Origin of the sequence: Saccharospirillum sp. HFRX-2, assembly GCF_043196805.1 — a bacterium.
GTDB lineage: Bacteria > Pseudomonadota > Gammaproteobacteria > Pseudomonadales > Natronospirillaceae > Saccharospirillum.
In genome coordinates this window covers 100,135-121,133 of record NZ_JBEBMU010000001.1, presented here as the reverse complement: position 1 = coordinate 121,133, position 20,999 = coordinate 100,135, and the positions used below count along the sequence as shown (strand labels likewise).

Genomic DNA, 20,999 nt, shown 5'->3' with positions numbered 1-20,999 from the left:
AACGCAGATTGGTCTTGTGTCTGAGAACCTTTCTCGCATGGGCACATATCCTGCTTACATTTTGCCACTTGGTCGCAGCTGGGGGCCGAAAGTGAGTCCTTTCAGACGTTCACAGTTTTGCCACAGCCGCTGACTAAAATGCGTTTTTCGTTCGGGTACCGGCCAGGTACTCAGCGTCGATAAACCAAAAAAGAACAAGAAACGGCAGTCGCCATTTAAAGGAGCTGATCTCATGTCTGTGAATCTGTTTGATTTGGAACTGGCTAATATTGAGGACAATCAACTGCACAAACCGGCAGATACCAGCGAAAACAAACGTTCCACCAATCATCGTCGGTTGGCGGCGCGTCGCGCGATTGAAGACCATCTGGAGCAAAATCGCTTGCGGAAGGATCTGGATGATTTGGATCTGGAACTGTTCTGATCGGTCGTTAAGACCGCGAAAAGCGCCCTAGGGCGCTTTTTTTATGGCCGTCACGCTTGTTACACAAGCTCACACCCGGGTGTTACCAAGCGTTACCCAACCGGCATGGTTGGGGATTGACCGCGAAATTGTTCCATAACAGCGGACAGATGCGACACCTGAGGCGTCGCTCAGGGTGTCGGCAGTTGCTGACGCAGCTCTGTCAGCTCGGCCGGTGCAAAGGCAACCGGGGTGAGCAGACTCAACAGGGCGGTGCGAGCCGAGGCATTGGACTGTCGCATCTGCGCATCCAACTCACTGGCCCAGCGATCCAGACGGCTGAACAGCGCCTCACGCTGCGTGTCCGACAGCCGCGCTACTGCCCGCTCTGGCAAGATCAACATGCCCCAGGTGTAGACCACCGGCTGGTCGGTCAGATAATCCAGCCGGCTGTGCCAGTTCAAAGTCAGGGCGGCCGCTGGTGGTGCAATCAGAGCGTCGATTGCACCGGTTTCGAGCGCTGCCAACACATCACCCACGCCCAGCACCGCAAAGTCGATAGCCACACTGTTGCTGATGTCACGCACCGTTGGCGTATCCGGCAACCACAGCTTGCTCGCCTGCAAACCGGCCATGCCATCCACCGGTTGCTGCGACATTAAATAAGCAAAGCCACCGTCGAGCGGACCGAAACCGTACCAGCCCTGTTCGTTTAACTGGGCGCGAATGCGCGGATCGAATTGATCGCGAGCCGTATCCACGGCATCCAGAGAGTCGAATTGAAAGGGTTGGCTGATGCCGTCGGCCTGGACGTCCAGCAGTGACAGGGTGCTGCTCGAAACCAGAGCGCCGTGCAACTGACCGACGCGAATCTTGCGCAGCACCGTTGGATCGTTGCCCATTACCCCGCTGGGATAGAGCTTGAGCTCCAACTCGCCGCCGGTGGCGTTGGACAGGTCGTCAGCCAGGGCGTTTAGGCTGGTGACCGCTACGGATCCGGGTGGATATTGGGTGGCGATTTTCAGTTCGACGGCCTGCGCCGATGCCACAAAACTCAACGCTAAAAGGGAACTCAGCAAGGCTCGCATAAAGGCTCCGTGCAAAAAGCTGACAGCTTAAAGCGGACCTGTTGCAAAGCTGTTGCAGTGGGGCGTTTGTGCTGGAAAAGGCGAAAAGCAAAAGGCAAAAAGCAAAAAGCGACCCTCAATCCCTGAGGGTGCTGACACTCAAATCTTGTAGTTCAAACCTTGTAGTTCAAACCTTGTAGTTCAAACCTTGTAGTTTAAACCTTGTAGTGCGCTAACTGCTGCTGCAGACCTTCGGCCAGGCGGATCATGGTTTCGCTGGCGCTGCGGGTCTGGTTGGCCTGGGTGGCGGTATCCTGAGCATTGCTGTGAATACGTTCCAGGGTGGCGTTGATGTCTTCAGCCACCCGGCTTTGCTCTTCGGCGGCGCTGGCGATGTCGGCGTTGCGTTCGGTAATGCTGCCCACCGCTTGGCGGACCTGATTGATGGCCGAACCGGATTCCTCGGCTTTGGAGGTCAGGTTTTCGGACAGTTCCTGAGTCGAACTCATCATCCGCGCTGTGGCTTTGGCGCCGTTCTGCAGCTGTTCAATCTGACTGCGAATAGAGTCGATGGAATCCTGAGTGCGGTTGGCCAGCATTCGCACTTCGTCGGCGACAACGGCAAAACCCCGGCCTTGTTCGCCGGCGCGTGCTGCTTCGATGGCTGCGTTCAGGGCCAGCAAGTTAGTCTGTTCGGCGATGCCGTGAATCACTTCCAGTACACCGCTGATGGCGTCGCTGTGCTGGTCGAGTTCTTCGACGGCACGGGCGCAATCGGCAATGGTTTTGGCCTGTTGTTCGATGACCTGGATGGTCTGCTGCACCAGATCATGACCACTGTGTGCCTGAGTGTCGGCCGAGCGTGCGGCGGCTTCGGCGGCACTGGCGCTGTCGGCGACGTTCTGAGCGGTCATCGACATCTCGTGCATGGAGGTCGCGACCTGTTCGGTATCGGCGGTCTGCCGACTGATCGACAGACTGGATTGCTCCGCCACCGTACGCAAACCCTGGGCTGCGTTCAGTACTTCTGTTGATGACTGGCCGACGCTGCGAATGGTGTCCTGCACCTTGGCCAGCAGCTTATCGAAACCCTTGGCCATCTGGCCGAATTCATCGCGACTGTTGGACGCAAAGCGGGCCGTCAAATCGCCCTCACCTTCGGCAATGTCGTTGACCAGACCAATCATGCGCTGCATCGGTCGGGTGACTACGGTCGACAGCAACAGATTGATCGCCACAATCAGCAGCGCGCCGATGACGATAATGGCACCGGCGATCAGCAGTGAATCGGACAAAATAATGCTGTTAAGTTCATGGCGTGAATAGGTCGAGACGACCTTGTAACCCCAGCGATCAAAATTCGTTTCAGTGAACGCCCAGTGATCGTGATCACCCTTTAACGCCGCTTCGACGGTGGCGGTGTCGACGTTGCTGGAATGCATGCGCAGACGGCCTTTGTCGTCGACCAGAGCGGTAAAGCCATCCTCGAGCACCGAGGCCTCGCTAATGGCACTTTCGAGCACGCTCATATCGGCTGAATAACCGACGTACCAGATACCCACCACCTCATTGCGAGCGTTGAACATGGGCGCGTAGCCGGTGAGATAGGGTTTGCCAAGAATATCGACCTGGCCATAAAACGCCTGGCCGGATTCGATGGCGCGGAAGGCCGCACCGCCGGGGGTCAGAATGGTGCCGGTGGCGCGCTTACCTTCATTCTGGACGTTGGTGGACACGCGCACATAGTTTTCGCCGTCGAACACAAAGAGGGTGGCGGTGCCGCCCATATCGGCGGTGAGTTCGTCAACCAGATCATAGCGATTGGCCTGGGCATCGCCACCGAGCCAGAGTTGCGGCACGGAGCGTTCGCCGACCTGAGTATCGCCAGCCAGGCGGGGTGTGCCGATGGCCTGACCGCGCTTGATCAGCACCGCCATGCTGCTGCGCACGCGATCCATCATGATGGAGTCGGTGATGGTCAGCAGTCGAACCATACGGCTGCCCGCTTGTTGGGCCTGGTTTTCTGCGGTTTGTGTCAACTCATGGTTGCGCGAAATAACGGTAAAAATCGCCGTGATGGCGATAACCAGCGAAATCAACAAAGTCACCGCCAGGGAGAACTTTTTTCTGACAGACATAAGGGTCTGCTCCTTTTCCAATTAACAGCCAATAACAGTTCGCGCCGGTCTTTTTGAAACCCGCGAAAACGTTTTGCTAACAACATCTGCAACAGTGCACACAAGCGATGACCCATCGCTGTCCAAGGGCGCAGTAACACCACAGCGATTCGGAAATAATCAGCCTTATAATTGGCTGTTATTACTTATTTAGACGTTGCTTATATAGCTGTCAAACGCTGACCACTGCTAGATTTTCAGGCGGTTAGAAATGGGATTTGTTTGCGTTATTTGCGGGAATAATCGCGGGTTTTTTGGGCTGAGAAAATCGCGGTAACCGCTCTGCCATAAGGCTTTACCGCTGGGCTCAGTACAGGTCGAAGCAGCGCCGGCAAAGCGGGTGGTCACGTTCGGCGGATGGGACGCACAATCTTATCCGTGGTGTTTGCAATCCAGTGGTTTTGGGCTTGTCAGCAGGCGCTGCGTTGCTGATACCAGAGCGCCTCTCGAACGCTGAGGTATCAGCCGGGTTTGGGTTCGTTCAGGCCGATACCTTAAAACGCGCCACCAGTTCATTCATGCTCGCCGCCAGCTGTGCCAGATCGTCACTGGAGGTTTGCACCTGTTGCGAACCTTGGGCGGTTTCGTTGCTCAGATCACGCAGCGTGACCAGATTACGATCCACTTCCTTGGCGACCGATGCCTGCTGTTCGGCGGCGCTGGCCGAGGCCATATTGCGGTCGTTGATATCGCTGATCAGGGTGGCGATGGTCGATAACGCATCGGCCGCTTCGCGTCCGCTGGTCAGGGTGTGGCTGGCCTGCTCGTTATTGGAACGCATGGCACCCACGGCGGTTTCGGTGCCACTTTGCACCGCTTCGATGATGGTTTCGATTTCAGCGATAGAATCCGCCGTGCGTTGCGCTAAACCGCGCACTTCTTCGGCAACCACCGCAAAACCCCGGCCGTGTTCGCCGGCGCGGGCCGCTTCGATGGCCGCATTCAACGCCAGTAAGTTAGTCTGATCGGCGATTTCCCCAATCACTTCCAGCACCGAGCCAACGTCGGTTACCCGGGTCGCCAGGCTTTCCATGCTTTGGGCGTTGTTTTGCACGCTGCCAACCAACTCTTCGATGGCGCTCAGCGTGGCGTCTACCTTGCCTAAACCATAGCGGGTGCGCTCGTCGGCCTGGCGCGATTGGTCGGCGGTACTGGTGGCGTTGCCGGCGACTTCCTCGATGGCGGCGGTTAATTCATTCACCGCCGTGGCGGCCTGTTCGATTTCCTCCGACTGGCGTTGAGCGCTGTCGTTGGCGGCATTGGTGATGCTGCTCAGGGCGTCGGAGGCGGTGCTCAGTTGTGCTGAGGAGTTGGACAGGCTGGCCAGCGTATCGCGCAGATTGTCCTGCATGCGCACCAGCGCGTGCATTAATTCGGTGGCCTCATCGTGACCGCTTAGCTGGATGTCGCTGGTCAGGTCGTTAGCTGCAATGTGGTTGGCAATCTGCACCGCTTCGCGCAGCGGGCCGGTCACTGAGCGGGTTAACCGCCAGGACAGCAGCAGAATCAGCACTGCGATGCCGGCTAATAATCCCAGGGTGGTCAGTTGCGTCTGGAGGTAGCTGCGATTGGCAATATCCGCCACGGCGGCGATGCGGTTTTTTTGTTCGTCGATGGTGGCGTGAATACGTTCGTCGATGGCGGCGGCCAGCGGCGCGGCGTCTTCATCGAGCATGTCGCGGGCACCGATGTTGTCGAAGCCAGCCACCATTTCCCAGACGCGATCGTTCAATTGCCAATAGGCGGCCAGATCCGTCTCAATCTCCGCCAGCATCGCCTGCCCGCTTTCGGTTTGCACCAGTGCGGCGTAATCGGCCTTGGCTTGGTTCAAATCTTCCCGTGCCTGGTCGAGTTTGGTGCGAAACAGCTGGCGCTGTGTCGAAGTCAGCGCCGACATCAGGTTGGCGGTTTGGGTGCGCACTTGCATAAAGGCGTTGTTGAGGTTGCTCACGGCAATCAGGGTGGGCACGTTCTGAGCGTCGATCTGGGTAATCTCATCCTTGAGTTGCCCCAGACGTTGCAGGCCGTAAAGCCCCAGACCAAAGAGCAGAACCAGCGTCGTGCCGAGAATCAGCGCCAGCCGTAATCCGATATTGATTCTACGCAGCATGCGATGTCTCCAAACCCTTACTGCGAGCGAAAACGCTACGGAATAAGAGAAACCAGTGAATGGTCGAAAACTAACGCAAGACCGGGGCCAGCTAGGGTCTGGTTGCGGCTGGTTAAGGTGTTTTAGCGTCACTCAGGTCGTTTTTGGGCAGCAGACTGAGCGGCCTGCTGCCCAGGACAGGGTGGGCAGCTTACAACTTGAAATGACCCACGAGTTTGTTGAGTTGCTCCGCCAGCCGTGCCAGTTCCTGGCTGGAGGAATTGGCCTGCTCGGCGCCGGCAGCGGTCTGGGTCGCCAGATCGCGCACCGTGATCAGGTTGCGGTCCACCTCCCGCGCCACCTTTGCTTGTTGTTCGGCGGCACTGGCCGAGGCGGTGTTGTGGTTGCTGATGCTGCTGATCAGGGCGGCGATGGCGTTCAGGGCTTCGCCGGCTTCACGGCCCGTTTCCAAGGTGTGACCGGCGCTGTCGTTACTGGTGTTCATAGCACTGACGGCGCGTTCTGAACCGGCTTCCACCGCCTCGATGATGCGCTCGATCTCGTGCGTCGAATCGGCGGTGCGTTGTGCCAGGCTGCGTACTTCGTCGGCGACCACCGCGAAACCTCGGCCGTGTTCACCCGCCCGGGCCGCTTCGATGGCGGCGTTTAATGCCAAGAGGTTGGTTTGTTCGGCAATGCCGCGAATGACGTCCAAAACCGAGGTAACGTCGGCGATTTTTGACGACAGGTCTGCAATATCGGTGGCGGTATTTTTGATCACCGTCACCAGACTTTCGATGGAGCTGATGGTGCGGCCAACCTGTTCCAAGCCATAACGCGACCGCTCTTCCGCCTGCTGGGATTCCTGGGCGGTTTCGTTGGCGTTATTGGCGACTTCTTCGATGGCGGCGGTCATTTCGGTAACCGCCGTCGCCGCCTGATCCAGCTCTGCAGACTGTTGCTGCAAGCCTTGGGTGGATTCGCGACTGACCGCGCTGAGTTCTTCCGAAGCCGATGCCAGTTGATCGGATGATTCGTTAATGCTCATCAGGGTCGTCCGCAGATTTTCCTTCATGCGCTGCAGGGCGCTGAGCATCTGGCTGGCTTCATCGCGGCCGATGATGTCGATATCGCCGGTCAGGTCGTTATCAGCGACGACATTGGCAACCCCGATGGCCTGGCGGATCGGTCCGACAATGCTGCGGGTCAGCCAGATGGCGCAGAGGATCACCAGCACGATCACCGCGCCGATAGCGCCAAGGATCATCATCCGGGCCATGCTGAAGGTTTGCTGGGCGACGGTGGAAGAATCGCGGATACGCTGTTTCTGGAACTGCACCAACTCGGCAATTTCAGCACTGATGGTGGCGGCCAGCGGAGCCAGATCGGCCTCCAGAATCTGTTCTGCCTGCTCTTCGCGGCCGGCTAATGCCAGTTCCCGCAAACGTTCATTCAACGGCCAGTATTGATCAAAGCCCTCCAGCATCTGGCCATAAATTTCAATGGCGGCTGGCGCGCGCATCAGCCCTTCGAATTCAATCTTGGCGTCTTCCAGAGCGGCCTGGGCGGCATCGACATTGGCGGAGTAGCGTTCAATCGTCGCTGTATTATCTGAGGTCAGCATATTGGCCGTCTGGATGCGCACCATCAAAAAATTGCTGTTGATGTTGACGATGGCTTCCAGGCTGGGCAGTCGATGAATATCGATGGTGACGATTTCATCATTCAGGTAACGCAACTGGTTCAGCGCAAAACCGCCCAGAGCAATCAGGAATAAGACGATAACGGCAAAGAAAAGCCCCAGCCGTGGGCCGATAGAGATGTGTCTGAGCATGCTTGCCCCTCCTTGGTGGCAACACCGCTGACAATGCCTTTTGCATCGATGGTTGCAGGTTCAGGGTTATCGACTGCGGTATGGCGCGCTTTAGGATGCCAGGCGCTGATCCGTCGTGAGGCTTAGACCATTGGTCTAACCCCATACCAAAGTATAAGCGCTGACCTGCAGGCGGAGTGTTAGGTTGCTATCGCTCGCAACTGCCTTTATCCCGTCCCGTCCGGTGGCAGTAAAACAACAACAAGATGGAGGAAAACTCGATGAGCTTCGAGAGCAAAGAGCACGCCGCCCAGTACTGGCGTGAAAATGTTCGGCTGTTGCTCACACTGCTGGTGATCTGGTTTGTCGTTTCATTCGGCGCCGGAATTCTGCTGGTAGATGTGTTGAACGAAATTAAATTCTTTGGGTTCAAGCTGGGCTTCTGGTTCGCTCAGCAAGGCGCGATCTATGCCTTCATTGTGCTCATCTTCGTCTACGTGAAGAAGATGAATACATTGGACCGCAAGTACAACGTCCAAGAAGACTAAGGAGCGCCCCATGGATATCCAATTACTCAGTTATATTTTTGTGGGCGCGACCTTTGCGCTCTACATCGGCATCGCGATCTGGTCGCGTGCCGGTTCTACCAACGACTTCTACGTCGCCGGTGGTGGTGTTCCTGCTGTAGCTAACGGTATGGCGACCGCCGCGGACTGGATGTCAGCCGCCTCCTTCATTTCCATGGCAGGGATTATTTCCTTCGCCGGTTATGACGGTTCGGTTTACCTGATGGGCTGGACCGGTGGTTACGTGCTGCTGGCTCTGTGTCTGGCGCCTTACTTGCGTAAGTTCGGTAAGTTCACCGTGCCCGACTTCATTGGTGATCGTTACTACAGCCAAACCGCCCGGGTGATCGCGGTAATCTGTGCCATCTTCGTGTCGTTCACCTATGTGGCCGGCCAGATGCGTGGTGTGGGTGTGGTGTTCTCGCGCTTCCTGGAAGTGGGCGTTAACACCGGTGTGGTCATCGGTATGGTCATCGTCTTCTTCTACGCCGTACTCGGTGGTATGAAGGGCATTACCTACACCCAGGTGGCTCAGTACTGCGTGATGATCTTCGCTTATATCGTACCGGCGATCTTCATCTCCTTGCTGATGACCGGCAACATCATCCCGCAGTTGGGCTTCGGCGGCAGCGTTGCCGATGGCACCTCTTTGCTGACGAAACTCGATGGTTTGTCGACGGAGCTGGGCTTTGCTCAGTACACCGAAGGCTCCAAGCCGATGATCGACATCTTCGCCATTACCTGCGCGCTGATGGTCGGTACTGCTGGCTTGCCGCACGTGATCGTACGTTTCTTCACTGTACCTAAGGTGTCTGATGCTCGCCGCTCTGCCGGTTGGGCCTTGGTGTTCATCGCCATCCTGTACACCACTGCGCCGGCCGTTGCGGCTTTCGCTCGGGTGAACATGATCAACACCATCAACGGTGAAGACGCTCAGGGCACGCTCTATGAAAACGCCCCGAGCTGGATCAGCAACTGGGAAAAAACCGGTCTGATCAGTTGGACCGATAAGAACAATGATGGCCGTATGTTCTACGCTGCCGATGAGCGCAACGAGATGAGCATCGACCGTGACATCATGGTTCTGGCTAACCCGGAAATTGCTGAACTGCCGAACTGGGTAGTGGCGCTGGTGGCTGCGGGTGGTATGGCGGCTGCACTGTCGACCGCTGCCGGTCTGTTGCTGGTGATCTCGACCTCGATCTCGCATGACTTACTCAAGCGAAATCTGATGCCCGATATCACCGATAAACAGGAATTGATGTACGCGCGTTTGGCCGCTGCGGTGGCAGTCATTGTGGCCGGTTATCTGGGTATTAATCCGCCCGGCTTCGTAGCGCAGGTGGTGGCCTTCGCCTTCGGTCTGGCAGCGTCGAGCTTCTTCCCAGCCATTATTCTGGGCATCTTCCACAAGAAGATGAACAAAGAAGGCGCGTTGTCCGGCATGGTGGTTGGTATCACCTTCACCGCCGCTTACATCATCTACTTCAAGTTCATCAACCCGGGCGCCAATGTCTCTGACAACTGGCTCTTTGGTATCTCGCCGGAAGGCATCGGTACCGTGGGTATGATTCTGAACTTCGTGGTCGCTTTCGTGGTTCACAAAGTGACTGGCGATGCGCCGGATGATGTTCAAGACGTGGTTGAAAGCATCCGCTTCCCGAAAGGGTCTGGCGCTGCTTCTTCACACTGATCACTGCTGTGATTGATAAAAAACCGGGGCCTGTGCCCCGGTTTTTTTATGAGTGAACAAAGCTCGCAGTGCTATGCTGAAACAGCGTATAGGAGGCCGTTATGACCAATGCCGACGATCTCAAAGATGTGGTCGATTTTCTCGCCGAAACTTTGCCGTTTTCGGCGCTGCCTGCGGACGATCGATTGGACGTCGCGCAACGTCTGAGTGTCGATTACATTCCGCGTCACGTTAACGAACCCCTGGCGCTGGCGCCAACGCTGTACATCATCCGCACCGGCGCTTTCGAATTACGCACCGCCGATGGCGAATTACTCGACCGCCTTGGCGAGCACGATTTATTCGGTCTCAATACTTTGCTCACCGGCAACCCCGAAGGCCTGACGGTATTTCCGATTGAAGATGCGCTGGTCTACAAACTCAGCGCCGAAGCAGTTAAGGCCTTGAGTGCCAGTTATGAACCGGTGGGTAGTTTTTTTCAGCAGGTCAGCAGCCAGCGGCAGCGGTTGAATCGGCTGGCGCACAATCGCCAAAACCGGCCGCGTCTGGAGCTGCAATTAACGCAGAGCGTGCGCGATGTCACCACTGCGGCCGCGCCGGTTGCCTGCGCGCCCACCACCAGCATCCAGGATGCCGCCCGGCTGATGCGTGACCAGCGTGTGTCGTCCTTGATGTTGCTCGATGGTGACGTTCTGGGCGGCATCGTTACCGACCGCGATATTCGCAATCGCGCCGTCGCCGAAGGTCTGGATTTGAGTCGCCCGGTGGCCGATATTGCCACCACCGATCCGGTCACTGTCAGCGCCAGCGCACCCCTGTTTGATGCGCAAAAAATGATGAGTCAGCATCGCATTCATCACCTGCCGGTTATGGACGGCGAGCGTCTGGTCGGCATGATTACCGCCACCGATCTGGTGCGCGCCCAGCAGGTTTCGCCGCTGTTTTTAATCGACGATATTCAACGCCAGACCAACCTCGACGCCTTGGCCGAATTGCGCCATCGCGTGCCGGCGCTGATTCACAACTGGGTGCAGGCGGAAATCAGCCCGGTGGAAATGGGTCGGGTATTGGCGGCCATTGGCGATGCCTTTGTGCAGCGCTGCATAGCCCTGGCGCAGGAAGAATTGGGCGAGGCGCCGATGAAATTCGCCTGGCTGGCGTTTGGCTCCCAGGCGCGCATGGACCAGACCTTTGCTTCCGATCAGGACAACGCTCTGATACTCGAACGTGAACCCAACGAACCCGAAGCCGATTATTTTCGTCACCTGGCCGACTGGGTGTGCCCGGCCTTGGCGCGCTGCGGCTATGTGTTGTGTCCGGGCGACATCATGGCGAGCAATCCCAAATGGCGGTTATCCGTAGACGGCTGGCAACAACAATTCACCCGCTGGATTGACGAAGCCACGCCCAAAGCCTTGTTGCACAGCACCATCTTTTTTGATGTTCGCGTCATTGATGGGGACGCCGATTTGCTGATCCCCATTCACCGCGCTTTGTTGGCGCGCACACCCAAAGCCGATTTGTTTTTGGCGTTACTGACTCAGACAGCGGTTCGCAACCGACCGCCGCTGGGTTTCTTTCGTCGCTTTGTGGTGGAAAGTGGCGGCGCGCACGAAGACGCGCTCGATTTAAAACATCGTGGCGTCGCGTTAATCAACGATCTGGCGCGCATCTATGCGCTGGCTGGTGGCATCAGCGCGGTCAGCACCACAGCGCGTTTGCAGGCGGCCTTGGAGGCGGGTTTGCTCGAAGCCGATCTGGCCCACAGCCTGATCGAAGCCTGGCATTTAATCGCAGCGCTGCGCATTGAAGAACAAAGTGAAGCGGTGCGCCGCGATGAAACGCCGACCAGTTTTCTCGACCCGGATGCTCTCAGTCCGCTGATGCGCGCTCACCTCAAAGACGCCTTCGGTGCCATCGGTCAGGTACAGCAGACGGCGCTGCAGCGTTATGCCCGAGGCCAATATGGCTAAGCCGCTGTGGTATCAACGACGCTTCTGGGTTTTGGATCTGGAACTGACCGGTCTGGACCCGGCCGAAGATCATGTGCTGAGCGCCGGCTGGGTGAGCATTGAAGGCGGGGAAATCCGCCTTGAGCAAGCCGGTCATTGTTTGTTTCAGCAAAGCGCCATCATGGGTGACGATGTTATGGGCAGCGCTCATTTGCATCATATTACTGACCAGCAACGCGAAAGCGGCGAGCAATTATCCAGCTGGTTAGAACAATCCCTGCAACAGCACGCTGAGGATATTTGGGTGTTTCATCACGCCCCTTTGGACAGCGGTTTTCTGAAAGAACAGTGTCGTCGTTTTCAATTGCACTGGCCCAAACCCACCATGCTCGACACCCTGGCGTTCGAGCACAAACGCTTGCCACGCGATGTGCCGCCCGGCTATCGCGATTTAACGCTGACCGCCTGTCGTCGCCGTTATGGCTTGCCAATTTATCGTTCGCATCACGCCTTGAGCGATGCACTGGGGACGGCGGAATTGTTGCTGGCGCAGATTCGTTCGCGCCTGGGCAAGGACGCCACGTACAAAGAATTATTGCGCGCTTATCGCTGATTCTGTGATCGGGTCGGCTACCCGAACCCTTGAAAGTAACTCTGACAGCCTCACACAGAAAGCCGTTGGGCGATTGAGTATCGCTGTGCCCAGCCTGGCCAGGCAGTATCGCCCGATGTTGCGTTCTGGCTCTTCAAATACCGCTTAATTGCGCGTTCGACCGACGCCATGTCGGCACCGAAAGGTGATGCTGTTAATCACCTCAAACTCGAAAAAATCATCGAATTGAACTGTCACTCGTCAAGGGAGAGATTGATATGCGTGAAGCACAGGACACTTATCCGACTCGTCTCGAACAGCGACCGGAACCGTTCGAGCGTCATGACCCTGTGGTCTATACCCAAGGGTCAGCACGTCGTGACGGGCCGCTCAGCGAAGCTCAGTTACGCGACTACGATGACAAGGGTTTTATATTTTTTGAATCGTTCTTTTCCGCGCAGGAAATGCAGGGTTTTGTCGACGACCTGAAAGACTACGACAAGGACGCTGAGCTGAAGGAAAAAGACCAGGTTATTATCGAGCCCTATGCCGATGAAATTCGCTCCATCTTTGCGATTCATAAATTGTCGCAACGCTTCGACCGGCTAACGCGCGATCCGCGCCTGTTGGATATGGCGCATCAGATTCTCGGCAGCGAAGTCTATATCCATCAGTCGCGTATCAACGACAAACCCGGTTTTACCGGCACCGGTTTTAACTGGCATTCCGACTTTGAAACCTGGCACTGCGAAGACGGCATGCCACGGCCGCGTTGTTTCAGTTTGTCGATTTTGCTCAGTGAAAATAACCAGTTTAATGGACCGCTGATGTTGATCCCTGGTTCGCATCGCTGGTTCGTGCCGACCGGTGGCAAAACGCCGCAGCAGAACTGGAAATCGTCGTTGAAAAACCAAACCATTGGGGTGCCAACGACCGATGTGTTGCATCGGCTTAGCGAAGAAAAAGGCTTGGTCGCACCGCAGGGACCAGCCGGTTCGGTTATTTTATTTGAAAGCAATTTACTGCACGCCTCGGCAAATAATTTATCGCCCTGGCCAAGACGTAATTTGTTCTTTGTTTATAACTCGATCGAAAACCAAATGGTTGAACCCTTCTGTGGCAATCGGCCGAGACCCGACTTTGCTGCGGCCCGTGGCAAGGTGGAACCGTTGCAACGATTGCCATCCACAACCGAACAGCAACGCAGTCAGTCGTTAGCAGACAGCTTTGCGCACAGTGGCTAGGAAGTGCTGGGTTTAGGATGCGCCTGGTGAGCTGGGTGTTGCGTGTTGATCGTGCAGGCACAAGGCATGGTCACTGAGCACCTCGATCACCTTGCAGTTGGCTACGGTGCCATGAGCGCCGTGGCTGACCATGGCGACTAACTCTTCTTCCAATGCTTTTAGCCGGGCGATGCGTGAACGCACCTCGGCTAATTGTTCGGCGGCGATTTGGTCCGCCTGATGACAAGGTTCATCGACGTGATTGGACAGCCGTAATAAGGCGCGAATGGCGTCGAGTGAAAACCCCAGTTCGCGCGCGTGGCGCACAAACATCAGCCGATCCAGATCGGCACTGCGGTAACGGCGCTGCTGACCCGCGGTGCGTTGCGGCGCCTGGATCAGTCCGATCTGCTCGTAATAACGAATGGTCTGGACGTTGCAGCCAAGCTGCTTGGCCACCTGGCCGATGCTGTAATCCATCCTTATTGTCCTTTCGTGCTTGAAGCTAAAGTGGCTTTAGGTATTAGGGTGTCGCCTGTCCAAGCTCAAAGCAAGGGGATAAAGGTGAGCGATTGTTGTGGTCAGAACCTCGGTTTTGATGGCCAATCCAAGGCGTATCGACGCGTTTTGTGGGTGATCATTGCCATCAATGCGCTCATGTTCGGTGTGGAAATGTTGGCGGGTGCCTTGGCCGGTTCGCAGGCCTTGCAGGCCGATGCTCTGGATTTTCTCGGTGATAGCCTGACCTATGGTCTGAGCCTCGTGGTCATCGGCCGTTCGTTGCGCAGCCGCACCAGGGTCGCCATGATCAAAGGCGTCAGTCTGGCGCTGATGGGCATCTGGGTGCTCGGTTACACCCTCTATCAGGTGACAGTCTTGGGCGTGCCCCATGCCACGACCATGGGCTTTATCGGCGTGCTTGCCCTGGCGGCGAACCTGATCAGCGTAGCGCTGTTAATGCGTTATCGCGACGGTGATGCCAATGTCCGCTCGGTCTGGCTGTGCAGTCGCAACGACGCCATTGGCAACCTGGCCGTGATTGCTGCGGCCATTGCCGTCGGCTTCACCCACAGCGCTTGGCCGGATCTGCTGGTGGCTGCGTTAATGGCGACGCTCTTCCTGCGCTCGGCGTTGCAGATACTGCGGCAAGCCTGGCAAGAAGGTTTTGTCGCCGCTCGATGACGCCGTCGAAGTTAGCTGCAGCTCAGCCTGGTGTCAGGCATCGCTTTATTGCGCCGTAAAGCCACCATCAATCGGCACAATGACGCCATGAATATGCGGCGCCAAATCGCTGAATAGAAAACACACCAGTTCGGCGACCTCCTCGGGTGTACCAAAGCGTTGCTGCGGAATGGACGCTTCGTTGCGCGCAACGATGTCAGGGTGCGCCTGGCGATAGGCTTTGATGAGCGGTGTATCGGTGGCGCCCGGGGCGACGGCGTTGATGCGGATGCCGTCTTTAGCGTTTTCCACAGCGATGGTTTTGGTGATGCCGGCGATGCCGTGTTTGGTGGCCGAATAAGTACCGACGCCTTCGATGCCGACCAAACCAGCCGACGACGCCATATTGACGATGTTGCCGCCGCCTTGCTTGAGCATCACTTCGAGTACGTATTTCAAACCATAGAGCGCGCCGCGCAGGTTGATGTTCAGTACCTCATCGATTTGCTCGATGCTGTTGTCGACAAAGGCCGTACCCGGCCCGGAAATACCCGCGTTATTGAAAAACAGATCGATGCGGCCAAAGCGTTCCACAGCGACATCGACGTAGTGCTTTACCTGCTCGGCCTGACTGACATCGGCGTGTACAAAGAGCACCTCAACGCCGAGTTTCTCCAATTGGGCTTGAGTGGCCTGGCCGGCGTCGGCATTGATATCGACCAACACCAGGCGCTTGCCCTGGTCGGCCAGTTTCAAGGCGACGGCCTGGCCCAGGCCACTGGCGGCGCCGGTTATAACAGCGACTTGCTGGATTGCTGACATGGGGTTTTCTCCTTTTGCGCAGATGAGTCCGTTACGCTCGCCGCTATCCTTAGGCATCCTTCGCGTCGTGCGTTCCTGGGTTATATCACTTTTTGTAAATAACTATCGCGACAGGATTCCCGCTTGGCGCTCAGCAGATACAAAAAAAGCGAACCAGAGCGGTTCGCTTTTTTAAAGGTTGAACGATTTAAATCATTAAGCACTCAGCTGTTCACGATCTTCCTGCAACAGCGAATTCAGCAAACGACCATAAGCCAACCAACCCGGACTATCGGCATTGCGGTCACCTAGGGGCACACCCAGGCGAGCGGCATCGCGAAAGCCGGTGTCGACCGGTATGGGTTCTGGCCACAGGCGGTCGGCGTATTCTTTTTTAAGATTCTGCAAACACAACTGCGAGGAACGGGTGCGTGGGTCGTAGAGCGTTGGCACCAGGGTGTCGGGCAGCGGCCGGTGAATCGATGAGCGCAAGCGGTTCAGCGTCGCCGTCATACCTTGCAGGCTCGACAGTGCCATGGGGTCGGTCTGGACCGGAATAATCAGGCGGTGAGCCGCGGCCAGGGCATTGATTAACAACAGGCCGATCAGCGGCGGGGTGTCGATCAGCACATGGTCGAAATCGTTGCTCAACAGCTTCAGCGCCTGGCTGATGGTCTGGCCCATGCCGGCCTGGCGGGTGAGGTTTTTCTCCAACGTCGCCAGAGCGGTGCGGCCGGGAATCAAGGTTAGATTGGGCAGACCGGTTTCAACCAGCAGGCTGACCGGGTGCGGCCGCGTTTCGGCTGGCTGAAACAGATGATAACTGCCCGGCTGTGGTGACTCCGGGTCGTCTTTGAAATAGCTGGTCAGGCTGCCTTGGGGGTCCAGATCGAGCAATAAGACGCGCTTGCCCTGCTCGGCGAGCAAGGCGCCAAGGCTGACAACGGTGGTGGTTTTGCCGACCCCCCCTTTTTGGTTCGCCACGGACCATATGACCATGGGGCTGGTTCCTTTCTCTGAATAGGTTGTTGGCTTTATAGCCGCAGAATTGGGCTAATCTTTAGTAATAGCACATGGCTGTGAGCTTGCCCGGTTTTGGAACCGACCGTTGCAACGGTGGTCAATCGGATTTTAAACAATCTGCTACGCTTGCCGATATAAACAGAAGCTGTCTTGTTACAAACCGACATGTTTGGTTGTTGACGTTTGGCAGCCCGACAAGGATGCCTCAGTTTTAACTCATTGTTTTCCTTAGATTTTATTCCAAGGCAGCGTAATGATACTAACGGATAAATTGACTCAGGGTCATGGGGTTTGGGCGCTCGGTAAACTGATAGTGGCCCTTCCAGCCGTTATCGGTATCGTCATGTTGAGCCTGATGGGGGCTCCACTCAGTTGGATGATCGGCCTGGCGATTGTCGCTGTTCTCTGCTTGATTCTAGCTCTGCTTTATAAACCTGCTGCGCTGGCCGAACCGGCGATTGCTGCAGAGCCATTGTCCTCGGTCGATGACAAAAATGCCGTCGCCATCGCTGCCATCCTGGCGTCATTACCTCTGTGGAAACGTCATATCGGAACCGCTGAGCAGCAAACTGAATCGGCGGTGCAAGGACTTTCTCAAACCTTCAGTGGCCTGGCGCGCCGGCTGCGTGAAAGCACTGCTAGCAGTCAGCATTCCAGCAGTAATACTTCCGTGGCTCAGGTCTTCAATAACAGCCAGGAGGAACTGGCGCGCGTTATGGAAGGACTGAAATCCACACAGCATACGCGCAGCGAAATTCGCGAGGGCGTGCGTTCATTGACGGCCTATACCCGTGACCTGAGTGACCTGGCCAGCGAGGTTGTCGGCATTGCCGAACAAACGAATTTATTGGCGTTGAATGCGGCCATTGAATCGGCTCGTGCCGGTGAGGCAGGCCGTGGCTTTGCGGTGGTCGCCGATGAGGTCAGAAAGTTGGCGCAACGCTCGCGCGAAACCGCTGAAAGTATGTCGGTCAAGGTGAACGCCGCTAATAGCGATATCAACGAGACGTTCACCCTGGCTGAAACCCTGGTGCAAGCCGAGGAAGAAGCCCAGGCACAGGCGCAGCAAGAACTCTCTGGCGTACTAACGTCTTTATCGTCGATGGCCAAAGAGATGGATGAGTCGGCGGAGCAACTGCGCCATGAAGCCGATCGTACCCGACACGATATTGACCAGGTATTACTGGATTTGCAGTTCCAGGATCGGACCAGTCAGATTCTGACCCAAGTCAATCGCACCATAACCGATATGGAAGAGCATCTGCTGCGCCTGGACGAGGAGGCAGTATTGCAGGAGTTAGACGTCGACCGCTGGCTTGAACGCATGGCCGATGGTTATGCGATGTTTGAGCAGCGTGATAATCACGATGGTTCGGCGAAACAAAAATCCACTACCGATGACGGTGATATCACCTTTTTTTAGGAGACAGCAGTATGAGCAAAACAATTCTGGTGGTCGACGACTCGGCATCATTGCGGCAAGTAGTGTGCACTGCTTTGCAGGATGAAGGGTACGAAACGATAGAAGCCAGCGATGGTCAGGACGCTCTTAAAAAACTCGATGGTAAGCGCATTAATCTGGTTATCAGCGACGTCAATATGCCCAATATGGATGGCATTACCTTTCTCAAGGAATTGAAAAAATTGCCGAATTACAAATTCACACCGGTGATTATGCTGACCACTGAATCACAAGAAGGAATGAAGGCAGAAGGTAAAGCAGCAGGTGCTAAAGCCTGGGTTGTTAAACCGTTCCAGCCGCAACAATTGATCGGTGCGGTCAGCAAACTGATCAGTTAACTGGAGGCAGGCATCATGGTGTCTTATCAGCTGGTTGATGGCGTTAGTCACGTTTCGATTACCGGCGAAATGACTATCTATTCTGCCGCAGAAATGAAGGCACCTTTGTTGGAAGCCGTCCAGGCTGCGCCCAGCGTTGAGGTGGATTTAAGCCAGGTTGAAGAGCTCGATACGGCGGGATTGCAGTTATTGGTGTTGCTGAAAAAGCATCCGCCCAAAGGCACCCGTGTGGCCTTTATCAACCACAGCCAGGTGGTTATCGATGTGATTGAGCTGATGAATCTGGCGGGTACTTTTAATGATCCGCTGGTGTTGTCCGGCCAGTCGCAAGCGAGCTAAGGAGCATCCATTGTGAGTCTGGATTCGGCGCTGCAAACCTACATCGAAGAGAGCCGGGAACTGTTGGTCGACATCGACCAGGGTTTATTGGCGCTGGAGACCGGCGACGGCGACACTGCCGAGCATCTCAATGCCATCTTTCGGGCGGCTCACACCATCAAGGGTTCAGCCGGATTATTTGGGCTCGATGAAATCGTCAGCTTTACGCACGTGGTTGAAAACGTTCTGGATTCGATGCGTGCCGGCAGCGTCGCCATCAGCAGCCAACTGATCAGCGCGCTGTTCAAATGCCGCGATTGTATGGCTGAGTTTGTCGAAACCGTGGCCGCTGACGGCAACAGTGAAGCCAGTGCCGAACTGCAAGCTCAGTGCGAACAGGCCCACCTGGATTTGAAACAGGCGGCCGGTTTGCAGCCAGACGCTGCCGAACCCGTCCAGCCTTCCACCAGCGACACTGAAACAGCCGACCCATCTAGCCATGATCAGCACCGTGATGATTCGATGAGCGGCGATCCTTTTGATCATTATCTGATTGGCTTTTTCGGTGAGGGCGACGATGCCGTCCGTGCGCAAACACCGCGCTGGCATTTATCACTGCGCTTCGGACCGGATTCGCTGCGCGATGGTATGGATCCGTTGTCGTTCCTGCGCTATTTGCAGAAGTTGGGTGAGATCGAAAGCGTCGCGGTGATCGACACGAATTTACCGCCTGCCGACGACTTTGATGCCGAGCATCTGTACCTGAGTTTTGAAGTCAGTTTGTACAGCGATGCCAGTAAAGAGGCATTGGAGGATGTGTTCGAATTTGTCTGGGAAGACAGTCAGATTCGCATCCTGCCACCGAAGAGTTTGTTGTCCGATTACATCCGTTTAATCAAAGAATCACCCGAAGGCGAACGCCGGCTGGGTGAAATTCTGGTGGCCTGCGGTTCGCTGACGCAACGCGAACTGGATGCGACCCTGGCCGCGCAGCAAGCCGCCACTGAACAGGCCGGCAGTGCGCCACCCTTGGGTGAGATGCTGGTTGAGCAGGGTCATGCTGCGCAGCCGGTGGTTGAAGCAGCGGTGCAAAAACAGACCGAAGCGCGAGAAAAAGCGCGTGGTGAGCAGCAATCGATCCGGGTGGATGCCCGCCGGCTCGACGAACTGATTAACCTGGTGGGTGAATTGGTCACCATGGGCGCAGGTGCGTCTTTGAGTGCGCGCGACAGCGGCGATGCCAACGTGATGGAGTCGATCGGTAATCTCACCAGCCTGGTCGAAGAAGTCCGCGAATCGGCACTGCGTCTGCGCATGGTGCCGATCGGTAACACCTTTGAGCGTTTTAAGCGTGTGGTCCGTGATCTGTCCATCGAACTGAACAAACGTATTCAGTTGCGTCTGGAAGGTGGCGATACCGAACTGGACAAAACCGTCGTCGAAAAAATCAATGATCCGCTGATGCATTTGGTGCGCAATTCCATCGATCACGGCATTGAGCCGGAAGCGCAGCGACTGGCAGCGGGCAAGCCGGCAGAAGGCACGGTTCGCCTGAATGCCTATCATGATTCTGGCAGCATCGTTATCGAAGTGTCAGACGATGGCGGTGGTTTGAATGCGCAGAAGATTCGCGCCAAGGCGATTGAGAAAGGGCTGATTCAGGATTCCCAGCAACTGGACGACAGCGATCTTTACGGTCTGATCTTTGAAGCGGGTTTTTCGACGGCCGATAAAGTCACCAACGTTTCCGGTCGTGGTGTCGGCATGGATGTAGTGCGCAGCAATATTGAAGAGCTCGGCGGCCGTATTCAGGTTGAAAGCGAGCCTGGCGCCGGTTCAGTTTTCCGCATTCATATGCCGCTGACGCTGGCCATTATTGATGGTTTTCTGGTGCAGGTTGGCGGTTCTTATTTTGTTATTCCGCTGGAAACCATTTTGGAATGTGTGGAGCTGGATCGTTCCCAGATTCACGTCGAATCGAATCGGCGCTATGTCAACTTGCGCGATGAAGTGCTGCCCTATATTTCGTTGCACGATTTATTCGGTATCGACAGCGATCATGATGAACGTGAAAACATTGTTGTGGTGCGTTCAGGAAGCCAGAAAGTGGGTTTGGTGGTTGATCGTCTGCACGGTGAATTCCAGACCGTTATCAAACCGTTGGGGCCGATTTTCAATCATCTGTCGGGGATCAGTGGATCAACCATCATGGGTAATGGTGGTGTGGCGTTGATCGTCGATGTGATGTCGTTAATTTCTCGCGTAGCGACCCGGGAATATCAAACAGTCACGGGTCGTTATCAGAAAGTTTAAACAAGCAA

Annotated in this window: 18 protein-coding genes; 11 read left to right on the top strand and 7 right to left on the bottom strand. The window is 56.0% G+C overall.

Annotated elements, in window-relative coordinates; all coding sequences use genetic code 11:
• The first annotated feature begins 232 nt into the window (after positions 1-232).
• Positions 233-424, top strand: a complete 192-nt coding sequence (locus ABMA60_RS00605) for a PA3496 family putative envelope integrity protein (protein ID WP_108163513.1) — start codon at positions 233-235, stop codon at positions 422-424.
• 170 nt (positions 425-594) lie between these two features.
• On the opposite strand, the gene dctP is transcribed toward ABMA60_RS00605, so the two are convergent.
• From dctP to ABMA60_RS00585, 4 genes are all read right to left on the bottom strand, one after another.
• Positions 595-1,491 (bottom strand): TRAP transporter substrate-binding protein DctP, encoded by an 897-nt coding sequence (gene dctP, locus ABMA60_RS00600; protein ID WP_392797362.1) that lies wholly within the window; start codon positions 1,489-1,491, stop codon positions 595-597.
• A 194-nt stretch (positions 1,492-1,685) separates the two neighbouring features.
• The gene (locus tag ABMA60_RS00595; RefSeq protein WP_392797360.1) at positions 1,686-3,608 is read right to left on the bottom strand and encodes a methyl-accepting chemotaxis protein; all 1,923 of its coding nucleotides are present in this window, start codon (positions 3,606-3,608) and stop codon (positions 1,686-1,688) included.
• A 520-nt stretch (positions 3,609-4,128) separates the two neighbouring features.
• Positions 4,129-5,757 carry a methyl-accepting chemotaxis protein gene (locus ABMA60_RS00590; RefSeq protein WP_392797359.1) on the bottom strand — a complete coding sequence of 543 codons (1,629 nt, stop codon included), beginning with the start codon at positions 5,755-5,757 and terminating at the stop codon, positions 4,129-4,131.
• 190 nt (positions 5,758-5,947) lie between these two features.
• Entirely contained in the window at positions 5,948-7,570 is a 1,623-nt protein-coding gene (locus tag ABMA60_RS00585; protein WP_392797357.1) for a methyl-accepting chemotaxis protein, read from the bottom strand.
• 260 nt (positions 7,571-7,830) lie between these two features.
• Here ABMA60_RS00585 and ABMA60_RS00580 point away from each other — a divergent pair, with 260 nt between their 5' ends.
• The 5 genes from ABMA60_RS00580 to ABMA60_RS00560 all read left to right on the top strand — a co-directional run bounded on the left by ABMA60_RS00580 (position 7,831) and on the right by ABMA60_RS00560 (position 13,596).
• The gene (locus ABMA60_RS00580) at positions 7,831-8,097 is read left to right on the top strand and encodes a DUF4212 domain-containing protein (RefSeq protein ID WP_392797356.1); all 267 of its coding nucleotides are present in this window, start codon (positions 7,831-7,833) and stop codon (positions 8,095-8,097) included.
• Positions 8,098-8,107: 10 nt separating this feature from the next.
• Positions 8,108-9,808, top strand: coding sequence for a sodium:solute symporter family protein (locus tag ABMA60_RS00575; protein WP_392797355.1), 1,701 nt, complete (start codon positions 8,108-8,110; stop codon positions 9,806-9,808).
• Between the two features lie 101 nt (positions 9,809-9,909).
• Positions 9,910-11,781: a DUF294 nucleotidyltransferase-like domain-containing protein gene (locus tag ABMA60_RS00570; protein ID WP_392797352.1), complete on the top strand. Its 1,872-nt coding sequence runs from the start codon at positions 9,910-9,912 to the stop codon at positions 11,779-11,781.
• Entirely contained in the window at positions 11,774-12,373 is a 600-nt protein-coding gene (locus ABMA60_RS00565) for an exonuclease domain-containing protein (protein ID WP_392797350.1), read from the top strand. The genes ABMA60_RS00570 and ABMA60_RS00565 overlap by 8 nt, the downstream gene beginning before the upstream one ends.
• A 257-nt stretch (positions 12,374-12,630) precedes the next feature.
• Positions 12,631-13,596 (top strand): phytanoyl-CoA dioxygenase family protein, encoded by a 966-nt coding sequence (locus ABMA60_RS00560; RefSeq protein ID WP_392797348.1) that lies wholly within the window; start codon positions 12,631-12,633, stop codon positions 13,594-13,596.
• 12 nt (positions 13,597-13,608) lie between these two features.
• On the opposite strand, the gene ABMA60_RS00555 is transcribed toward ABMA60_RS00560, so the two are convergent.
• Positions 13,609-14,055 (bottom strand): helix-turn-helix domain-containing protein, encoded by a 447-nt coding sequence (locus ABMA60_RS00555; protein ID WP_392797346.1) that lies wholly within the window; start codon positions 14,053-14,055, stop codon positions 13,609-13,611.
• Between the two features lie 84 nt (positions 14,056-14,139).
• On the opposite strand from ABMA60_RS00555, the gene ABMA60_RS00550 reads away from it, so the two are divergent.
• Entirely contained in the window at positions 14,140-14,757 is a 618-nt protein-coding gene (locus ABMA60_RS00550; RefSeq protein ID WP_392797344.1) for a cation transporter, read from the top strand.
• A gap of 45 nt (positions 14,758-14,802) precedes the next feature.
• On the opposite strand, the gene ABMA60_RS00545 is transcribed toward ABMA60_RS00550, so the two are convergent.
• Positions 14,803-15,558, bottom strand: a complete 756-nt coding sequence (locus ABMA60_RS00545; protein ID WP_392797342.1) for an SDR family NAD(P)-dependent oxidoreductase — start codon at positions 15,556-15,558, stop codon at positions 14,803-14,805.
• 195 nt (positions 15,559-15,753) lie between these two features.
• Positions 15,754-16,536, bottom strand: coding sequence for a ParA family protein (locus tag ABMA60_RS00540; RefSeq protein WP_392797340.1), 783 nt, complete (start codon positions 16,534-16,536; stop codon positions 15,754-15,756).
• Between the two features lie 277 nt (positions 16,537-16,813).
• On the opposite strand from ABMA60_RS00540, the gene ABMA60_RS00535 reads away from it, so the two are divergent.
• From ABMA60_RS00535 to ABMA60_RS00520, 4 genes are read left to right on the top strand one after another with little or no spacing between them, the layout of a single operon-like run.
• Positions 16,814-17,983, top strand: coding sequence for a methyl-accepting chemotaxis protein (locus ABMA60_RS00535; protein WP_392797338.1), 1,170 nt, complete (start codon positions 16,814-16,816; stop codon positions 17,981-17,983).
• 11 nt (positions 17,984-17,994) lie between these two features.
• Complete coding sequence (locus ABMA60_RS00530; RefSeq protein ID WP_392797336.1) at positions 17,995-18,360, top strand: response regulator; 366 nt, start codon at positions 17,995-17,997, stop codon at positions 18,358-18,360.
• A gap of 15 nt (positions 18,361-18,375) precedes the next feature.
• Positions 18,376-18,699, top strand: coding sequence for a lipid asymmetry maintenance protein MlaB (locus ABMA60_RS00525; protein WP_392797334.1), 324 nt, complete (start codon positions 18,376-18,378; stop codon positions 18,697-18,699).
• Positions 18,700-18,711: 12 nt separating this feature from the next.
• On the top strand, positions 18,712-20,991 hold the full coding sequence (locus ABMA60_RS00520) for a chemotaxis protein CheA (RefSeq protein WP_392797331.1): 2,280 nt from the start codon (positions 18,712-18,714) through the stop codon (positions 20,989-20,991).
• Positions 20,992-20,999: the final 8 nt, after the last annotated feature.

What these genes read in the sequence shown, in the direction of transcription:
- ABMA60_RS00605 (WP_108163513.1), top strand. Translation starts at nt 233, where the DNA reads ATGTCTGTGAATCTGTTTGATTTGGAACTGGCTAATATTGAGGACAAT.
- dctP (WP_392797362.1), bottom strand. Translation starts at nt 1,491, where the DNA reads ATGCGAGCCTTGCTGAGTTCCCTTTTAGCGTTGAGTTTTGTGGCATCG.
- ABMA60_RS00595 (WP_392797360.1), bottom strand. Translation starts at nt 3,608, where the DNA reads ATGTCTGTCAGAAAAAAGTTCTCCCTGGCGGTGACTTTGTTGATTTCG.
- ABMA60_RS00590 (WP_392797359.1), bottom strand. Translation starts at nt 5,757, where the DNA reads ATGCTGCGTAGAATCAATATCGGATTACGGCTGGCGCTGATTCTCGGC.
- ABMA60_RS00585 (WP_392797357.1), bottom strand. Translation starts at nt 7,570, where the DNA reads ATGCTCAGACACATCTCTATCGGCCCACGGCTGGGGCTTTTCTTTGCC.
- ABMA60_RS00580 (WP_392797356.1), top strand. Translation starts at nt 7,831, where the DNA reads ATGAGCTTCGAGAGCAAAGAGCACGCCGCCCAGTACTGGCGTGAAAAT.
- ABMA60_RS00575 (WP_392797355.1), top strand. Translation starts at nt 8,108, where the DNA reads ATGGATATCCAATTACTCAGTTATATTTTTGTGGGCGCGACCTTTGCG.
- ABMA60_RS00570 (WP_392797352.1), top strand. Translation starts at nt 9,910, where the DNA reads ATGACCAATGCCGACGATCTCAAAGATGTGGTCGATTTTCTCGCCGAA.
- ABMA60_RS00565 (WP_392797350.1), top strand. Translation starts at nt 11,774, where the DNA reads ATGGCTAAGCCGCTGTGGTATCAACGACGCTTCTGGGTTTTGGATCTG.
- ABMA60_RS00560 (WP_392797348.1), top strand. Translation starts at nt 12,631, where the DNA reads ATGCGTGAAGCACAGGACACTTATCCGACTCGTCTCGAACAGCGACCG.
- ABMA60_RS00555 (WP_392797346.1), bottom strand. Translation starts at nt 14,055, where the DNA reads ATGGATTACAGCATCGGCCAGGTGGCCAAGCAGCTTGGCTGCAACGTC.
- ABMA60_RS00545 (WP_392797342.1), bottom strand. Translation starts at nt 15,558, where the DNA reads ATGTCAGCAATCCAGCAAGTCGCTGTTATAACCGGCGCCGCCAGTGGC.
- ABMA60_RS00540 (WP_392797340.1), bottom strand. Translation starts at nt 16,536, where the DNA reads ATGGTCATATGGTCCGTGGCGAACCAAAAAGGGGGGGTCGGCAAAACC.
- ABMA60_RS00535 (WP_392797338.1), top strand. Translation starts at nt 16,814, where the DNA reads ATGATACTAACGGATAAATTGACTCAGGGTCATGGGGTTTGGGCGCTC.
- ABMA60_RS00530 (WP_392797336.1), top strand. Translation starts at nt 17,995, where the DNA reads ATGAGCAAAACAATTCTGGTGGTCGACGACTCGGCATCATTGCGGCAA.
- ABMA60_RS00525 (WP_392797334.1), top strand. Translation starts at nt 18,376, where the DNA reads ATGGTGTCTTATCAGCTGGTTGATGGCGTTAGTCACGTTTCGATTACC.